This is a genomic window from Streptomyces sp. NPDC013187 (assembly GCF_042899705.1).
GTDB lineage: Bacteria > Actinomycetota > Actinomycetes > Streptomycetales > Streptomycetaceae > Streptomyces > Streptomyces hawaiiensis_A.
Genome location: NZ_JBIBAF010000002.1, coordinates 151874 through 167275 on the forward strand (window position 1 = coordinate 151874; position 15402 = coordinate 167275).

Annotated in this window: 12 protein-coding genes and 2 tRNA genes; 3 read left to right on the top strand and 11 right to left on the bottom strand. The window is 69.6% G+C overall.

The window, feature by feature from the left end; genetic code table 11:
• Positions 1–182: 182 nt before the first annotated feature.
• From ndk to ACFY5B_RS03855, 4 genes are all read right to left on the bottom strand, one after another.
• Positions 183–596: a nucleoside-diphosphate kinase gene (gene ndk / locus ACFY5B_RS03840; RefSeq protein WP_104780585.1), complete on the bottom strand. Its 414-nt coding sequence runs from the start codon at positions 594–596 to the stop codon at positions 183–185.
• A 65-nt stretch (positions 597–661) separates the two neighbouring features.
• Positions 662–1018 carry a DUF4233 domain-containing protein gene (locus tag ACFY5B_RS03845; protein WP_030836239.1) on the bottom strand — a complete coding sequence of 119 codons (357 nt, stop codon included), beginning with the start codon at positions 1016–1018 and terminating at the stop codon, positions 662–664.
• A gap of 5 nt (positions 1019–1023) precedes the next feature.
• On the bottom strand, positions 1024–2547 hold the full coding sequence (locus tag ACFY5B_RS03850) for a bifunctional folylpolyglutamate synthase/dihydrofolate synthase (protein WP_389964043.1): 1524 nt from the start codon (positions 2545–2547) through the stop codon (positions 1024–1026).
• A 176-nt stretch (positions 2548–2723) separates the two neighbouring features.
• A complete protein-coding gene (locus ACFY5B_RS03855; protein WP_389964046.1) occupies positions 2724–5348 on the bottom strand; it encodes a valine--tRNA ligase in 2625 nt (874 codons plus the stop codon).
• Between the two features lie 138 nt (positions 5349–5486).
• Between ACFY5B_RS03855 and ACFY5B_RS03860 the strand changes: the two genes are divergently transcribed.
• Entirely contained in the window at positions 5487–6452 is a 966-nt protein-coding gene (locus tag ACFY5B_RS03860; RefSeq protein ID WP_389964049.1) for a hypothetical protein, read from the top strand.
• A gap of 64 nt (positions 6453–6516) precedes the next feature.
• On the opposite strand, the gene clpX is transcribed toward ACFY5B_RS03860, so the two are convergent.
• The 5 genes from clpX to ACFY5B_RS03885 form a co-directional block, all read right to left on the bottom strand.
• Entirely contained in the window at positions 6517–7803 is a 1287-nt protein-coding gene (clpX, locus tag ACFY5B_RS03865) for an ATP-dependent Clp protease ATP-binding subunit ClpX (RefSeq protein WP_010041898.1), read from the bottom strand.
• A 183-nt stretch (positions 7804–7986) separates the two neighbouring features.
• Positions 7987–8694, bottom strand: coding sequence for an ATP-dependent Clp protease proteolytic subunit (locus ACFY5B_RS03870; protein WP_298570889.1), 708 nt, complete (start codon positions 8692–8694; stop codon positions 7987–7989).
• 109 nt (positions 8695–8803) lie between these two features.
• A complete protein-coding gene (locus tag ACFY5B_RS03875; protein ID WP_030818448.1) occupies positions 8804–9409 on the bottom strand; it encodes an ATP-dependent Clp protease proteolytic subunit in 606 nt (201 codons plus the stop codon).
• 355 nt (positions 9410–9764) lie between these two features.
• On the bottom strand, positions 9765–11150 hold the full coding sequence (gene tig, locus ACFY5B_RS03880) for a trigger factor (RefSeq protein WP_389964052.1): 1386 nt from the start codon (positions 11148–11150) through the stop codon (positions 9765–9767).
• A 193-nt stretch (positions 11151–11343) separates the two neighbouring features.
• Positions 11344–11420, bottom strand: a tRNA-Pro gene (locus tag ACFY5B_RS03885).
• Positions 11421–11584: 164 nt separating this feature from the next.
• On the opposite strand from ACFY5B_RS03885, the gene ACFY5B_RS03890 reads away from it, so the two are divergent.
• Positions 11585–11655, top strand: a tRNA-Gly gene (locus tag ACFY5B_RS03890).
• 224 nt (positions 11656–11879) lie between these two features.
• Positions 11880–12083 carry a hypothetical protein gene (locus tag ACFY5B_RS03895; RefSeq protein WP_389964055.1) on the top strand — a complete coding sequence of 68 codons (204 nt, stop codon included), beginning with the start codon at positions 11880–11882 and terminating at the stop codon, positions 12081–12083.
• 135 nt (positions 12084–12218) lie between these two features.
• Here ACFY5B_RS03895 and ACFY5B_RS03900 read toward each other — a convergent pair whose 3' ends face one another.
• Together ACFY5B_RS03900 and ACFY5B_RS03905 are read right to left on the bottom strand one after the other, a co-directional pair.
• Positions 12219–14729 carry a PQQ-binding-like beta-propeller repeat protein gene (locus ACFY5B_RS03900; protein ID WP_389964058.1) on the bottom strand — a complete coding sequence of 837 codons (2511 nt, stop codon included), beginning with the start codon at positions 14727–14729 and terminating at the stop codon, positions 12219–12221.
• 104 nt (positions 14730–14833) lie between these two features.
• Positions 14834–15028 carry a hypothetical protein gene (locus tag ACFY5B_RS03905; protein WP_003990237.1) on the bottom strand — a complete coding sequence of 65 codons (195 nt, stop codon included), beginning with the start codon at positions 15026–15028 and terminating at the stop codon, positions 14834–14836.
• Positions 15029–15402: the final 374 nt, after the last annotated feature.

The following is a 15402-nucleotide window of genomic DNA, read 5'->3' on the forward strand; positions in this document are numbered from 1 at the left end:
TCGTAGACGCGCCTTCGCGAACACTGCGGGAGGGTCTCCGCCATTGTCAGCAGATGCCGTCCGCATTCGCTTCTGGAGACGGGCGTTCGGGGCCCATCGTTCCCTCGATCGCCACGCATATGCCGCAAAGTCCGGGGGACTCGCCCCCAGACTCCGCCGGATGTGCTGGTGAGGTGCGGACGCTACGCCCGGCCGGGGAAGAAAATCTTCACCTCGCGCTCGGCGGACTCCTCGGAGTCGGAGGCGTGGATCAGGTTCTCCCGGACGATGACGCCGTAGTCGCCGCGGATGGATCCGGGGGCGGCGGCGATCGGATCGGTCGGGCCGGCGAGCGCGCGCAGCCCCTCGATGACCCGCTCGCCCTCGACGATCAGCGCCACGACGGGGCCGGACGCCATGAACTCCACCAGCGGCTCGTAGAAGGGCTTGCCCTTGTGCTCGCCGTAGTGCTGCTCCAGCGTGTCCTGGTCCAGGGTGCGCAGCTCCAGCGCGGTGATCTGCCAGCCCGCCTTGCGCTCGATGCGGCTGATGATCTCGCCGGTCAGGCCACGACGGACGGCGTCGGGCTTGAGGAGGACGAGGGTGCGCTGGCTCACGACGGGCTCCTTAGAGGTGAAGGTCTTGCGGTGGGACGAGATTACCCGGCGTGTCGGGAGGGCTGTTACGCAGCGTCAGGTGTGGACGAGCTCGCCTGGGCCGCGAATCTCGCCTTCGCCTCGTCCACCTTCCGCCCGTAGTGCACGGACGCCCACCACAGCGCCGCGAAGATCGCGCCCAGGAAGTACATGGTCGGCACGATGAACCCCGACGCGATGAGCGCGATCTGCAGCGCCCAGCCGAGGGCGACCCCGCCCGGCCGCGTCACCAGACCGCACAGCACCAGGCACAGGAACATCGCGATGCCGCTGACCGTCCACACGGTCGTCATGGACAGGTCCGGGTCCTTCATGGCGACCAGACCGGCGAACCCGATGACGAAGAACTCGCCGATCAGCGTCGAAGAACAGAGCGTGCGCACGGGACTCAGCCCCTCCCCAGGAGCAGTCGGGCCTCGCCGACGGTGATGACGGAACCGGTGACGAGCACACCACCGCCGGAGAACTCGCCCTCCTCCTCGGCCAGCGTGATGGCGGCCTCCAAGGCGTCCGGCAGCCGCGGTTCGACCTGGACGCGCTCCTCGCCGAACACCTCCACGGCGATACCGGCGAGCTCGTCGGCGTCCATCGCGCGGTGGCTGGAGTTCTGCGTGACCACGACCTCGGCGAACACCGGCTCGAAGGCCTCCAGCAGCTCCCGCACGTTCTTGTCGCCGCTCGCGCCGACCACGCCGATGAGACGGCTGAACTGGAAGGCCTCCCCGATCGCCGCGGCCGCCGCCCGGGCACCCGCCGGGTTGTGGGCGGCGTCCAGCACGACCGTCGGCGACCTGCGCACGACCTCCAGCCGGCCCGGCGACGCCACGGCCGCGAACGCCTTGCGGACGGTGTCCAGGTCCAGCGCGTCCGCCCGCTGCGCACCGACGCCGAAGAACGCCTCGACGGCGGCGAGCGCGACGGCCGCGTTGTGCGCCTGGTGCGCGCCGTGCAACGGCAGGTACACCTCGGGGTACTCGCCGCCGAGCCCGCGCAGCGTCACCAGCTGCCCGCCGACGGCCACCTGCCGCTCGACGACGCCGAACTCCAGCCCCTCCCGGGCCACGGTCGCGTCCACCTCGACGGCCTTCTTCAGCAGCACCTGCGCCGCGTCGACCGGCTGCTGCGCCATGATGACCGTCGCACCCTGCTTGATGATGCCGGCCTTCTCCGTGGCGATCTCGGCGTGCGTGGTGCCGAGGCGGTCGGTGTGGTCGAGGTCTATGGGCGTGACCACGGCGACGTCCCCGTCGATCACGTTCGTGGCGTCCCAGGAGCCGCCCATGCCTACCTCGACGACGGCCACGTCCGCGGGGGCGTCGGCGAACGCCGCGTACGCCATGCCGGTGAGCACCTCGAAGAACGACAGCCGGTACTCCTGCGCGGCGTCGACCATCTCCACGTACGGCTTGATGTCCTGGTACGTCTCGATGAACCGCTCGGGCGCGATGGGGGCGCCGTCGAGACTGATGCGCTCGGTGATCGACTGCACGTGCGGCGAGGTGTAGCGGCCGGTGCGCAGCTCGAAGGCGCCGAGCAGAGCCTCGATCATGCGGGCCGTGGAGGTCTTGCCGTTCGTCCCCGTGATGTGGATCGACGGGTACGACCGCTGCGGCTCCCCCAGGACGTCCATCAGCGCGGCGATACGGCTGACGGAGGGCTCCAGCTTGGTCTCGCCCCACCGGGTGGCGAGCTCGGTCTCGACCTCGCGCAGGGCCTTGTCGACCTCGGGGTCGGCGGGGCGCGTCGGGATGTCGGCGTCGGGCGGGCCGCCCTGGGTGCGCAGGGTTCGGCTGCCGGCTTCGATGACGGCGAGGTCGGGGTCGCGGGTGGTTTCCTCCGCGATGATCTCGTCGAAGCTGTCGAGGGGGTCGGGCTGGTCGTCGGCGTTGTGGTCTGGAGGGAGCTCGCTCACGGGGCCAGTCTACGGAGACCGGCTGACATTGCTTGCGGTGGCTTATGTCCCTGGGCGGCTGCGGGTCCGCGGGGGTCGCTCGCGCGGTTCCCCGCGCCCCTGAGCACGTGTCCGTGAGACATGTGTGAGGCCCCCGGGCCTGACGGCTCCGGGGGCCTCACACACCGTACGAACCCTTAACCCTGCGGCAGCCTCTCCAGCTGGGCCTGGATGCGGGCGATGTCCTCCTCCGCCTTGGCGAGGCGGGTTCGGATCTTGTCGACGACGTGGTCGGGGGCCTTCGCCAGGAACGCCTCATTGCCGAGCTTGGCGTTCGCCTGGGCCTTCTCCTTCTCGGCCGCCGCGAGGTCCTTGGCCAGGCGCTTGCGCTCCGCCGCCACGTCGATCGTGCCCGACAGGTCGAGCGCGACCTCCGCACCGGCGACCGGGAGGGTCGCCGTGGCGGTGAAGGCGTCGCCCTCCGGCTGGAGGCGGAGCAGCTGGCGGATGGCCGCCTCGTGGGGGGCCAGGGCGGTGCCGGTCAGCTCCAGACGGGCCGGGACCTTCTGGCCGTCCTTGAGGCCCTGGTCCTTGCGGAACCGGCGGACCTCCGTGACGACCCGCTGAACCAGCTCGATCTCCTGCTCGGCGGCCTTGTCACGGAACCCGGAGTCCTTGGGCCAGTCACCGATGACCAGGGACTCGCCGCCGGTCAGGGTGGTCCACAGGGCGTCCGTGACGAACGGGATGACCGGGTGCAGCAGACGCAGCATCACGTCCAGGACCTCGCCGAGGACCCGCCCGGAGACCCTGGCCGGCTCGCCGCCCGCGAAGAACGTGGTCTTGGACAGCTCGACGTACCAGTCGAAGACCTCGTCCCACGCGAAGTGGTAGAGCGCGTCGGCGAGCTTGGCGAACTGGTAGTCGTCGTAGTAGGCGTCGACCTGGGCGACCGTGGTGTTCAGGCGCGAAAGGATCCAGCGGTCCGTCGCGGACATCTCGGAGGCGTCCGGCAGCGGCCCCTCGATCGTGGCGCCGTTCATGAGGGCGAAGCGGGTGGCGTTCCAGATCTTGTTGGTGAAGTTCCGGGAAGCCTTGACCCAGTCCTCGCCGATCGGCACGTCCGCGCCCGGGTTGGCGCCGTTGGCAAGGGTGAAGCGGACGGCGTCGGAGCCGTAGGCGTCCATCCAGACCAGCGGGTCCACAGCGTTCGGGTTCGACTTCGACATCTTCTTGCCGAACTCGTCACGCACCAGGCCGGTCAGCGCGATGGTGTGGAAGGGGGCCTCGCCGTCCATGGCGTACAGGCCGAACATCATCATCCGGGCGACCCAGAAGAAGATGATGTCGTGGCCGGTGAGCAGGACGTCGGTCGGGTAGAACTTCTTGAGGTCCGGGGTCTTCTCCGGCCAGCCGAGCGTGGAGAACGGCCACAGGCCGGAGGAGAACCAGGTGTCCAGGACGTCGGAGTCCTGGGTCCAGCCCTCGCCGGTGGGCGGCTCGTCGTCCGGACCGACGCAGACGACCTCGCCGTCCGGGCCGTACCAGATCGGGATGCGGTGGCCCCACCACAGCTGGCGCGAGATGCACCAGTCGTGCATGTTGTCGACCCAGTCGAAGTAGCGCTTCGACATGTCCTCGGGGTGGATCTTGACGCGGCCGTCGCGGACCGCGTCACCGGCCGCCTTGGCGAGCGGGCCGACCTTGACCCACCACTGCATGGACAGGCGCGGCTCGACCGTGGTCTTGCAGCGCGAGCAGTGACCGACGGAGTGCATGTACGGGCGCTTCTCGGCGACGATGCGGCCCTGCTCCTTGAGGGCGCCGACCACGGCCGAGCGGGCCTCGAAGCGGTCCAGGCCGACGAAGGGGCCGTGAACCGTGATCACGCCGTGCTCGTCCATGATCGTCAGGGACGGCAGGTCGTGGCGGCGGCCGATCTCGAAGTCGTTCGGGTCGTGCGCCGGGGTCACCTTGACCGCGCCGGTGCCGAACTCGGGGTCGACGTGGGTGTCGGCGACGACCGGGATGGTGCGGTCGGTCAGCGGGAGCTTGATCTGCTTGCCGATGAGGTGCTGGTAGCGCTCGTCGTCGGGGTGGACGGCGACGGCCGTGTCACCGAGCATCGTCTCGGCGCGCGTGGTCGCGACGACGAGGCTGTCCTCGCCCTCGCCGTAGCGGATGGAGACCAACTCGCCCGCGTCCTCCTGGTATTCCACCTCGATGTCGGAGATGGCCGTCAGACAGCGCGGGCACCAGTTGATGATGCGCTCGGCGCGGTAGATCAGCTCGTCATCGTAGAGCCGCTTGAAGATGGTGAGGACGGCCTTGGAGAGGCCTTCGTCCATCGTGAAGCGCTCACGGCTCCAGTCGACGCCGTCACCGAGGCGACGCATCTGGCCGAGGATCCGGCCGCCGTACTCCTCCTTCCACTGCCAGACGCGCTCGACGAACTCCTCGCGTCCCAGGTCGTGTCGGGACTTGCCCTCTTCGGCGAGCTGCTGCTCGACCTTGTTCTGCGTCGCGATACCGGCGTGGTCCATACCGGGCAGCCACAGCGCCTCGTAGCCCTGCATGCGCTTGCGGCGCGTGAGGGCGTCCATGAGGGTGTGCTGGAAGGCGTGCCCCAGGTGCAGGCTGCCCGTGACGTTCGGCGGCGGGATGACGATGGTGTACGGCGGCTTGTCGCTCTTCGCGTCCGCCTCGAAGTAACCCCGCTCTACCCAGCGCTCGTACAGCGGCCCCTCTACGTCGGCCGGCGCGTACTGGGTCGGCAGGTCGGTGCTGGGCGCTGGTGGCTGCTGCTGAGCGTTCTCGGTCACGCAGGTCAGTTTAGAGGTGTCACCGACCCGTCCCGAAACGCGTTTCGTTTGTAACGGTGGGGGCCCCGATGCCATGCACACGGCGGGTCTGCGCCAGGATGTCCGGAAGACATAAGCATCTGGAGGGGAACCCAGAACATGAGTTACAACCAGCCGGGCCCGTACGGCGGGCAGCCCCAGCAGCCCGGTCCGTACGGCCAGCCCGGCCCGTACGGCCAGCAGCCGCAGGCGCCCCAGCCCGGCTACGGCTACCCCCAGCAGGCCCCTCCGCCCCAGCCCGGCTACGGCTACCCGCAGCAGCCCCCGCAGGGCGTCCCGCCCCAGCAGGCGCCCTACGGCCAGCAGCCCCCGTACGGCCAGCAGCCGCAGCCGCCCTACGGTCAGGCCCCGTACGGCGTGCCCCAGCCGCCCGCGCCGGGCGGCGGCAAGAAGAAGACCGGCCTCATCATCGGCGCGGTCGCGGTCGTGGCGGCGATCGGCGTGGGTGCGTACTTCGTGATCGGCGGGGGTGGCGGCGCGGGCGCGCTGGAGGACGACGGTCCGCACAAGCTGGCCACGCCGGCGACCGTGCTCAGCGAGTACAAGCGCACCTCGAAGGACGGAGCGACCGCCGGCACGGAAACGACGGCGGAGCTGGAGAAGAGCGGCGTCAAGAACGCCAAGTCCGCGACCGGCCTCTACTCCACGGTGGATCTGAGCGACTACGACCCGAACGATCCGGCGTCCGCGGCGAAGATGGCAACGGCCAAGACCCTCTCGGTGGCCGGCGCCTACGGTGAGATCTCCGACCCGGAGGCGACGCTGGACCTGTTCTTCGCCAACTTCAAGAAGGCGGCCGACAAGGAGTCCGCCACCGGATCCGGCAAGCCCGAGCTGGTCGGCGAGCCCGAGGCCGCGGACTTGGACGGCGCGGTCATGAAGTGCCAGTCGGTCAAGGGGCAGGACCAGCTGACCAAGACAGAGAAGACCAACTGGTTCTGCGCGTGGGCCGACTACAGCACCATCGCCATCGTGTCGCCGGGTGACGCGGCCCAGGGCGTCACGAAGGACGTCGCGATCGACCTCACCACCAAGGTCCGCCCAGAGGTCCGCGTCAAGGCCTGACGACGCCGAAGCCACAAAAGGAAGGACCCCGGTCGTCGACCGGGGTCCTTCCTTTACGTCTGTGTCACGCCGTCTTCTGCTCGCCCGGCCCCCGCCCCCGCGCGTCCCGCGGGATCAGGGTCGGGTTGACGTTCGACTGGACGACGTCCGCCGTGATGACGACCCGGGCCACGTCCTTGCGGGACGGGACCTCATACATCACGCCCTGGAGGACTTCCTCCATGATGGCGCGCAGGCCGCGCGCGCCGGTCTGGCGGAGGATGGCCTGGTCGGCGATGGCTTCGAGGGCCTCGCGCTCGAAGTCCAGCTCCACGCCGTCGAGTTCGAAGAGGCGCTGGTACTGCTTCACCAGCGCGTTGCGCGGCTCGACGAGGATCTGGAGCAGGGCCTCGCGGTCGAGGTTGTGGACCGAGGTGATGACCGGGAGACGGCCGATGAACTCGGGGATCATGCCGAACTTGACCAGGTCCTCCGGCATGACCTCCTGGAACTGGTCCTTGGACTCCATCTCGCGCTTGGAGCGGATCTGCGCGCCGAAGCCGATGCCCTTGGCGCCGGCCCGGGACTCGATGATCTTCTCCAGTCCGGCGAAGGCACCGCCCACGATGAACAGCACGTTCGTCGTGTCGATCTGGATGAACTCCTGGTGGGGGTGCTTGCGGCCGCCCTGCGGCGGGACCGAGGCCGTGGTGCCCTCCAGGATCTTCAGCAGGGCCTGCTGGACACCCTCGCCCGAGACGTCGCGCGTGATGGAGGGGTTTTCACTCTTCCTCGCGACCTTGTCGATCTCGTCGATGTAGATGATCCCGGTCTCGGCCTTCTTGACGTCGTAGTCGGCCGCCTGGATCAGCTTGAGCAGGATGTTCTCGACGTCCTCGCCGACGTAACCGGCCTCCGTGAGGGCCGTGGCGTCGGCGATCGCGAAGGGGACGTTCAGCATGCGCGCGAGGGTCTGCGCGAGGAGGGTCTTGCCGGAGCCCGTGGGGCCGAGGAGCAGGATGTTGGACTTCGCCAACTCGATGGCGTCGTCCCGGCCGTTCGCCCCGCCGTTCTCGCCGGCCTGGACGCGCTTGTAGTGGTTGTACACCGCTACGGAGAGGGCCTTCTTGGCGGCTTCCTGGCCGACCACGTAGCCCTCGAGGAACTCGTAGATCTCGCGGGGCTTCGGGAGTTCCTCCCAGCGGACCTCGCTGGTCTCCGCGAGCTCTTCCTCGATGATCTCGTTGCAGAGATCGATGCACTCGTCGCAGATGTACACACCGGGCCCTGCGATGAGCTTCTTGACCTGCTTCTGGCTCTTGCCGCAGAACGAGCACTTGAGCAGATCGCCGCCGTCACCGATGCGTGCCACGGTGTGCTTCCCCTTCGCCTGGGAGACTCCTGGACGTCGACGTCCAAGCGGACTCCTGGTGCTGCCTTATGTCCGACGGTACCTTGCCGGGCCCCCCGTCCGGGCCCCCCTTGGCGCGGTTCGCTTTGACGTGAACCGAGCCAAACCGTGCCAAGGGGCGGCAGACGTTACAGCCTCTCGCCTCTAACGCAGGCTCGAGTTGTCCATCTTCCGGGTGCTGATGACCTGGTCGATCAGGCCGTAGCTCAGCGCGTCCTCGGCCGTGAGGATCTTGTCGCGCTCGATGTCCTCGCGGATCTTCTCGACCGGCGTGGTGGAGTGCTTGGCCAGCATCTCCTCCAGCTGCGAGCGCATCCGGAGGATCTCGTTCGCGGCGATCTCCAGGTCGGAGACCTGACCGCGGCCGGTCTCGCTGTACGGCTGGTGGATCAGCACGCGCGCGTTCGGCAGGGCCATGCGCTTGCCCGCCGTGCCGGCGGCCAGCAGGACGGCGGCGGCGGAGGCGGCCTGGCCCATGCAGACCGTCTGGATGTCCGGCTTCACGTACTGCATCGTGTCGTAGATCGCCGTGAGCGCCGTGAAGGAGCCGCCGGGGCTGTTGATGTAGACCGAGATGTCACGGTCGGGGTCCATCGACTCCAGGCACAGCAGCTGCGCCATGACGTCGTTGGCGGAGGCATCGTCGATCTGGACGCCGAGGAAGATCACGCGCTCCTCGAAGAGCTTCGCGTACGGGTCGTACTCGCGGATGCCCTGGGAGGTGCGCTCGACGAAGCGCGGGATGATGTAGCGGGACTCGGCCTGCGGGCCGGTGTAGCGGCCCTGCGAGGCGCTCATGTCCTGCACGGCGTGCATACGGTCGTAGATCCCACTGCCGGGGAACTGGTTCACGGTGTCTCCTGAAAAGGGCTGAGGCGGTCGGCTGGGGCTGTCTGGGGTCGCTGGGGCCCGGGAGGGCTCCGTGGGCCTCACGGGGCGCCACAGGCCCCGTGGGGACCGCTCAGGCCCCGGTGCCGCCGCCGCCCGGCATACCGGCGGCCGTGGGAATCACGTCGTCGATGAGGCCGTACTCCTTGGCCTCGAAGGCGTCGAACCAGCGGTCGCGGTCCGAGTCGCGGGTGATCTGCTCGACCGACTGCCCCGTGTGCTGGGACGTGAGCTCGGCCATGCGCTTCTTGGTGTGCAGCAGCCGCTCGGCGTGGATCTTGATGTCCGAGGCCGAGCCGGCGAGGCCGGCGGAGGGCTGGTGGATCAGGATCTCGGCGTTCGGCAGCGCGAAGCGCTTGCCGGGGGTGCCCGCGCTGAGCAGGAACTGGCCCATGGAAGCCGCGAGACCCATGGCGATGGTCACCACGTCGTTCTTGATGAACTGCATCGTGTCGTAGATCGCCATGCCGGCCGTGATCGAACCGCCGGGGCTGTTGATGTACAGGTAGATGTCCTTGTCCGGGTCGGCGGCAAGGAGCAGCAGCTGTGCGGTGATCTTGTTCGCGATGTCGTCGTCGACCGGCTGGCCGAGGAAGATGATCCGCTCGTTGAGCAGCCGGTTGTAGACCTGGTCACCGAGGCCACCACCGATGGAAGGCTCGCCGGCGGCTGAGGGCATCAGATTCGTCACGTATCCACCTGCTCGTCTTACGACGGCGCCGGGCCGTCTCACGTTTCCCTAGGGGCTAGGAGCCGTTCGGGGACTCCACTGCCCTCGTATTCATGGACCCTAACGCGCGGGTCCCTTCGGGGAATCCCGGAGATGGGAGTGTTCGCCGGGGGCGTAGCGCGGTGGGCTCCGCCGGAGGGGCCGTGCGGTCACGCCGGGGTGGTCCGGCCGTCACCGGGCTGCGGGTCGTCGGGGTCGCCCGCGCAGTTCCCCGCGCCCCTGAGGGGCGTAGTCCCGCTCGGGTCGCAAGAAGGCCCTGGGGCATGCCCCAGGGCCTTCCTCACGAACTCACCGCTGCCGGGACTCAGCCCTCGGTCTTCTCCTCGGCGGAGGCCTCCGTGGCCTCGGCCTCGGCGGACTCCGTCTCGGCCTCGTCCTCTTCGTCGTCGAGGTCGATGATCTCGCCGTTGGTGTCCTTGACGGTGGCCTTCTCGACCACGACGGCCAGGGCCTTGCCGCGGGCGACCTCGCCGACCAGGAGCGGAACCTGGCCGCCCTCGACGACCGCCTGGGCGAACTGGTCGGGCGACATGCCGGAGGAGGCCGCACGGCGCATGAGGTGCTCGGTGAGCTCCTCCTGGTTGACGTTCAGCTTCTCCTGCTTGACCAGCTCGTCGAGGACGAACTGGGTCTTGATGCCCTTGACCGCGGCCTCACGGGTCTCGGTCTCGAACTCCTCCTCGCTCTTGCCCTGGATCTCCAGGTACTTCGCGAGGTCGAGACCCATCTGGCCGAGCTGGTGGTGCTCGAGGTTGTGCTTGCGGGTGTTGACCTCGTCCTCGAGCAGCTTCTCGGGGACGGGGACCTCGACCAGCTCGAGCAGCTTCTCCAGGACACGCTCCTGGGCCTGCGTGGCCTGGTCGTACTGCTTCATGTTCTCGAGGCGCTTGCGGCTGTCCGCGCGGAGCTCCTCGATGGTGTCGAACTCGGAGGCGAGCTGCGCGAACTCGTCGTCCAGCTCGGGCAGTTCACGCTTGGCGACCTGGGTGACCTTGACGGTGACCTCGGCCTCCTTGCCGGCGGCCGAGCCGCCCTTCAGCTCGGAGGTGAAGGTGGCCTCGCCACCGGCCTCCAGGCCCTTCACGGCGTCGTCGATGCCGTCCAGCAGCTCGCCGGAGCCGATGGTGTAGGAGACGCCGTCGGCGACGCCGTCCTCCAGGACCTCGCCGTCGACCTTGGCCTGCAGGTCGATCGTCACGACGTCGCCGTCCTCGGCGGCACGCTCGACCGGGGCGGTGGAGGCGAAGCGCTCACGCAGCTCCTCGACGGCCTTGTCGACGTCCTCGTCGGTGACCTCGACCGCGTCGACCTCGACCTCGATGCCGGAGAAGTCCGGGATCTCGATGGTCGGGCGGATGTCGACCTCGGCGGTGAAGTTCAGCGTCTCGCCGTCCTTCAGCTCCGTGATGTCGACCTCGGGCTGGCCCAGCACGCTGAGCTCGGCCTCGTTGACCGCGTCGGTGTAGAACTTCGGAAGCGCGTCGTTGACCGCCTCCTCCAGAACCGCACCGCGGCCGAACCGCTGGTCGATGACCCGGGCCGGGACCTTGCCCTTGCGGAAGCCCTTCACCGTGACCTGCTGGTTGATCTTCTTGTACGCCGCGTCGAGGCTGTCCTTGAGCTCCTCGAAGGGCACCTCGACAGTCAGCCGAACCCGGGTCGGGTTCAGGGTCTCCACGGCGCTCTTCACGGTTCGGTCTCCTTGTGGCTGACTTCTTGGTTTCTGCCGGGGCCAGAACGGCCCGGCGGATTTCGCCGCCCGGAGACTTCAGACGCTGAGACACACGGGCGTGCAGCTTGCATAGTAACGGCAGCGACTACACCGCCCAAAAGGCGATCACATGAGTGACCCGATGGGCGATCACGCGAGGTGATCGGGTGGCTGGTCGGGGTGGCGGGATTTGAACCCACGGCCTTCCGCTCCCAAAGCGGACGCGCTACCAAGCTGCGCCACACCCCGTCTGGTGCGACACGTAGGGTACATGCCGACGAGCGGTGTGGCCGCCGCATTTCCACCGGAGCTCCGCCTCGCCGGCCCGGGCCGGAATGCGGTGTGCGGCCGGAGGGTCCGACCCGCTACGATGCTTTGTGTGCCGCGGTCGCCCGACCTGCGGCGCGTGCTGTGCGGGCGTAGCTCAATGGTAGAGCCCTAGTCTTCCAAACTAGCTACGCGGGTTCGATTCCCGTCGCCCGCTCTTGACGCCGAAGGCCCAGGCGAGAGGTTGTCTTCCTCTCCCTGGGCCTTCCGCATGCCAGGGGCTTTCGCCCGTCCGGGGGACGCTGGGCCTTGTCCGAGGCGCTCTGGATATCTCCTGCCGGTGGAGGCGCCACTATGGGGCTCAAGCAGGAGGCCCGCACCACCGAACGGGCTTGGCGGCGTGATCGGTGGGGCGGGCACCGAGTACCAGGAGGTACCGCTATGAGTGTGGTTCCCACCCGCTCTGTACTGTCAATCGCACGCCCGAGGGACTGGGCGGCCCTGCTCGTCGTCATCGTGATCGTCTACGCCCCGGCGGCACAGATCCAGGACATCCTGACCAGTCTGATCGCTCTGTCGGGAGTGCTCGTCTCGGGCTCGGCGGTGAGAGCCGTGTCGGCGCGGCAACCGCGGACGGCCGCCTGAGGTTTCCGTCGCCCGTCCTGCACCGCTCGGGCCCGGTTCTCCGGAACCGGGCCCGACGTGTTTTTCCGGCGCTTTTCCGTGCTCCGGCCCTTTTCCGTGCTCCGGCGCGTTTCCGTGCTCCGGCGCGCTCCCGGCTCAGAGGTGGCGTACGTCCACCGTGTAGACGGAGCGGATGCCGTAGGGGACGTACAGGGCGTCGCCGACGAGCAGGGGCGGTGCCCCGGAAGTGATGAGCATGCTGTCGACCCGGCCGCCGTCGTCGCGGCCGTCTCGGGTGTCCTCGACCCTGCCGCTGCGCGCGTTCAGCGCGGCCATGCGGCCGCTGGGCGACGCGAAGTACACGTGGGTGGCCGAGGCGGTCGGGGGCCCCTGCCGCTCCAGGGTGGAGTTGGATTCCCACAGCGTGCGCCCGGTGAGCGGCGCGACGGCGCGGACGCCGCCGCTGCTGCGCGTGAAGTAGACGGTGCCGCGGGCCAGGTACGCCCTCGACCCCTCGGGCCGGGGCTTCGCCAGTCGGCGCACGGTGAGCTCGTGCGAGGCGACGTCGATCAGGGCGAGGCCTCGGGCCGTGGAGTAGCCGTCCGCGAGCACCAGGCGTCCCCCGTGCCTGCCGAGCAGCTGCAGGGACCCCTCGGCCTCGACGGTCCAGCGGGTCTTTCCGGTGGCCGGATCGATCTGCGAGACGGTGGTCTCGGCGGCTTTCTCGTCGTCCGCACTGGTGGTGCAGAGCAGGTAGGCGCGGTCGGCCGCCGCGTCCAGCACGCAGTCGCCGCGGGTCTGCGGCTCCGGCTGCCGCCAGCGGACCTTGCCCGTCTCGGCGTCCAGCAGGGCGTACTGGTCGCCCTGCGATCCGTAGAAGGTGATGACGCCCTCGGACACCGCCGTGGCAGCGCCCTGGGGTCCCTCGGGGACTCTCGCCATCTCGCCGCTGCCGGTCGGGGTCCGCCAGAGCTCCTTGCCGGTGTCGGCGGCCAGGGCGTGGACCGTGTAGCTGGAGCCCACGCCGCTGGTGCCCTCCGCGTCCTCGGACCCGTAGGCGTAGACGCGGCCGTCGCCGGTGCCGATGACTGCGCCCTCGTCACCGGAGGCGCCGTCGGGCGTGGGGTCGACGGGCCGGCTCCAGGTGTTGCGGCCGTCGGCGAGAGCGAAGCGGGTCGCCATGAGGTCGGAGCCGGCGCAGACGAGGGAGGCGCCGACGACGGAGCAGCCTTTGAAGGAGGTGTCCGTCCCGGCCAGGCCTGCGTCGCTGCTTGTGGGGGCCTTCGCGGTGGCGACCCACGGCTGCCAGCCCTCCGGGAGGTCGGCCGCGCCTTCGGGAGGGTCGGCGACCTGGGCGGTGGACGAAGGCGGGCGGTCGTGGTCGCGGATCAGGGTGAGGGTGGTGGTGACGATCGCGGCGAGCGCGACGGCCACGGCGGCCGAGATCAGCAGCAGTCCGTGTCGGCGGCGGCTGCGGGTGCGCCCGGACCCGGGCCCGGGCAGCCGTGTCCCGGCCGGGTCGCGTGGCGGCTGGGGCTGTGCCGTCGGGGTTGTGTCCGGCCGGGGGCGGCCCGGGCCGCCGCGCGGCGCCTCGTCCCGCCCGGCGTGCGCCCCGTCGCGCACTTCGTCGTCCGGCCCTCCGTTCCCAACGTCGTCCGGCCCCCCGTCCGCAACGTCGTGCACCCCTCCGGCCGCTTCGCCGTCCGCTTCGGCGGGCAAGGCTCGGGACGTCGCGCTCCGCCCCGTGCGGGCCGCGTCGGGCCAGGCCGTGCCGACCGGTTCGGTCGGCCGTGCGCCCGGCCACGGACGAACGGGACGGGGCGCGCCGGTGCCGGGCAGGGTGAGTGTGCCGGGGGTGCCGCCTTCACGGAGCAGCGTGAACAGTTCGTCCGCGGCGGGGCGGGACTTCTGGTGCTTCTCCAGGCAGACGCGGATGAAGGGGAGCAGCTCCTCGGGGACGCCGGTCAGGTCCGGTTCGCCCTCGACGACGCGCAGGGCCGTCTCGTACGGGCTCGGGCTGTCGAAGGGGCCGCGGCAGGTGGCGGCGTAGGTGAGGACCGAGCCGAGGGAGAACATGTCGGCGGCGGGGCCGACGTCCTGCGGGGAGGCGAACTGCTCCGGGGACATGAAGGGCGGGGTGCCCATGACGCGGCCGGTCTGCGTGAGGGCGTCCGAGGCGGCGAACTCGGCGGCGCGGGAGATGCCGAAGTCGATGACGCGGGGGCCGTCCTCGGCGAGCATCACGTTGGCCGGCTTCAGGTCGCGGTGGACGACGCCGGCGCGATGGATGTCGCGCAGCGCTTCGGCGAGACCGGCGGCGAGACCGCGCAGGCGGGGCAGCGGGAGCGGGCCGTGCCCGCGGACGTGGGTGCCGAGGTCCGCGCCCGGTATGTAGAGCGTTGCCATCCAGGGGTGCGTGGCGTCGGCGTCCGCGTCCACGACGGGGGCCGTGAAGGCTCCGCTGACCCGGCGGGCGGCGGCCACCTCGCGGCGGAACCGGGCGCGGAACTCGTCGTCGTCGGCGTACTGGCTGTGCACGACCTTGATCGCGAGGCGGCGGCCGGAGGCCGAGCGGGCCAGGAACACCACGCCCATGCCGCCGGAGCCGAGGCGGTCCTCGATCTGGTAGCCGCCCACTTCCGCCGGGTCGGAATCGCGCAGCGCCATCCCTGTACGTTCCCCCCGTCACGCACCGTCCTGCGGTCGGGGCGAGCGTAACCGCCCGTACCCCGGGCGCGTGGCGCGGGGCTCAGGAGGGTGCGTCGTCCCGGTCAGAAGCTGATGGAGTTGATCGTCTCCGCTATCGAGTTGAGGAACCGCTGGATGTCGTCGGCCATGCCGGTCGAGGCGAGGAAGAAGCCGAAGAGGACCGCCACGATCGCGGGACCGGCCTTGATGGAGCCGCCTCTCAGCAACACCACAAGGATGATCGCCAACAGCAGCACCACAGACAGTGAAATGGCCACAACTGATCACACCCTCGGTCGGTCCGCTCTCCCGGCCCGGGACGCGACCCGCGCACCCCGCCAGAACCATCGTGCCACCAACGCGGCCGGGCTATGCGGGCGCTGACACATCGACCACACCCGTGTCGCCCCCTCATGTGTGAGCCGCCCGCGCGTGGGGACCCGACTCCCAGCCCTCGCACGGCAATTCGACGAGCCACCCGCGCAGGGAATTCGATCGAATCGTTTCCGTCTCCACACAACGCGTTCGCAGCTAATTCGAATTGTTGCCACAGAGCCATCAACACCCCTATGAGGCAGGGCCGGAAGAGGGCGGAATCGGACATTCCACTGGAGTCGCCTGCTGGTCTTATGCGTCGCTTAGTCCGGAAGTA

What these genes read in the sequence shown, in the direction of transcription:
- ACFY5B_RS03860 (WP_389964049.1), top strand. Translation starts at nt 5,487, where the DNA reads ATGAGTTACAACCAGCCGGGCCCGTACGGCGGGCAGCCCCAGCAGCCC.
- ACFY5B_RS03900 (WP_389964058.1), bottom strand. Translation starts at nt 14,729, where the DNA reads ATGGCGCTGCGCGATTCCGACCCGGCGGAAGTGGGCGGCTACCAGATC.
- ACFY5B_RS03875 (WP_030818448.1), bottom strand. Translation starts at nt 9,409, where the DNA reads ATGCCCTCAGCCGCCGGCGAGCCTTCCATCGGTGGTGGCCTCGGTGAC.
- ACFY5B_RS03895 (WP_389964055.1), top strand. Translation starts at nt 11,880, where the DNA reads ATGAGTGTGGTTCCCACCCGCTCTGTACTGTCAATCGCACGCCCGAGG.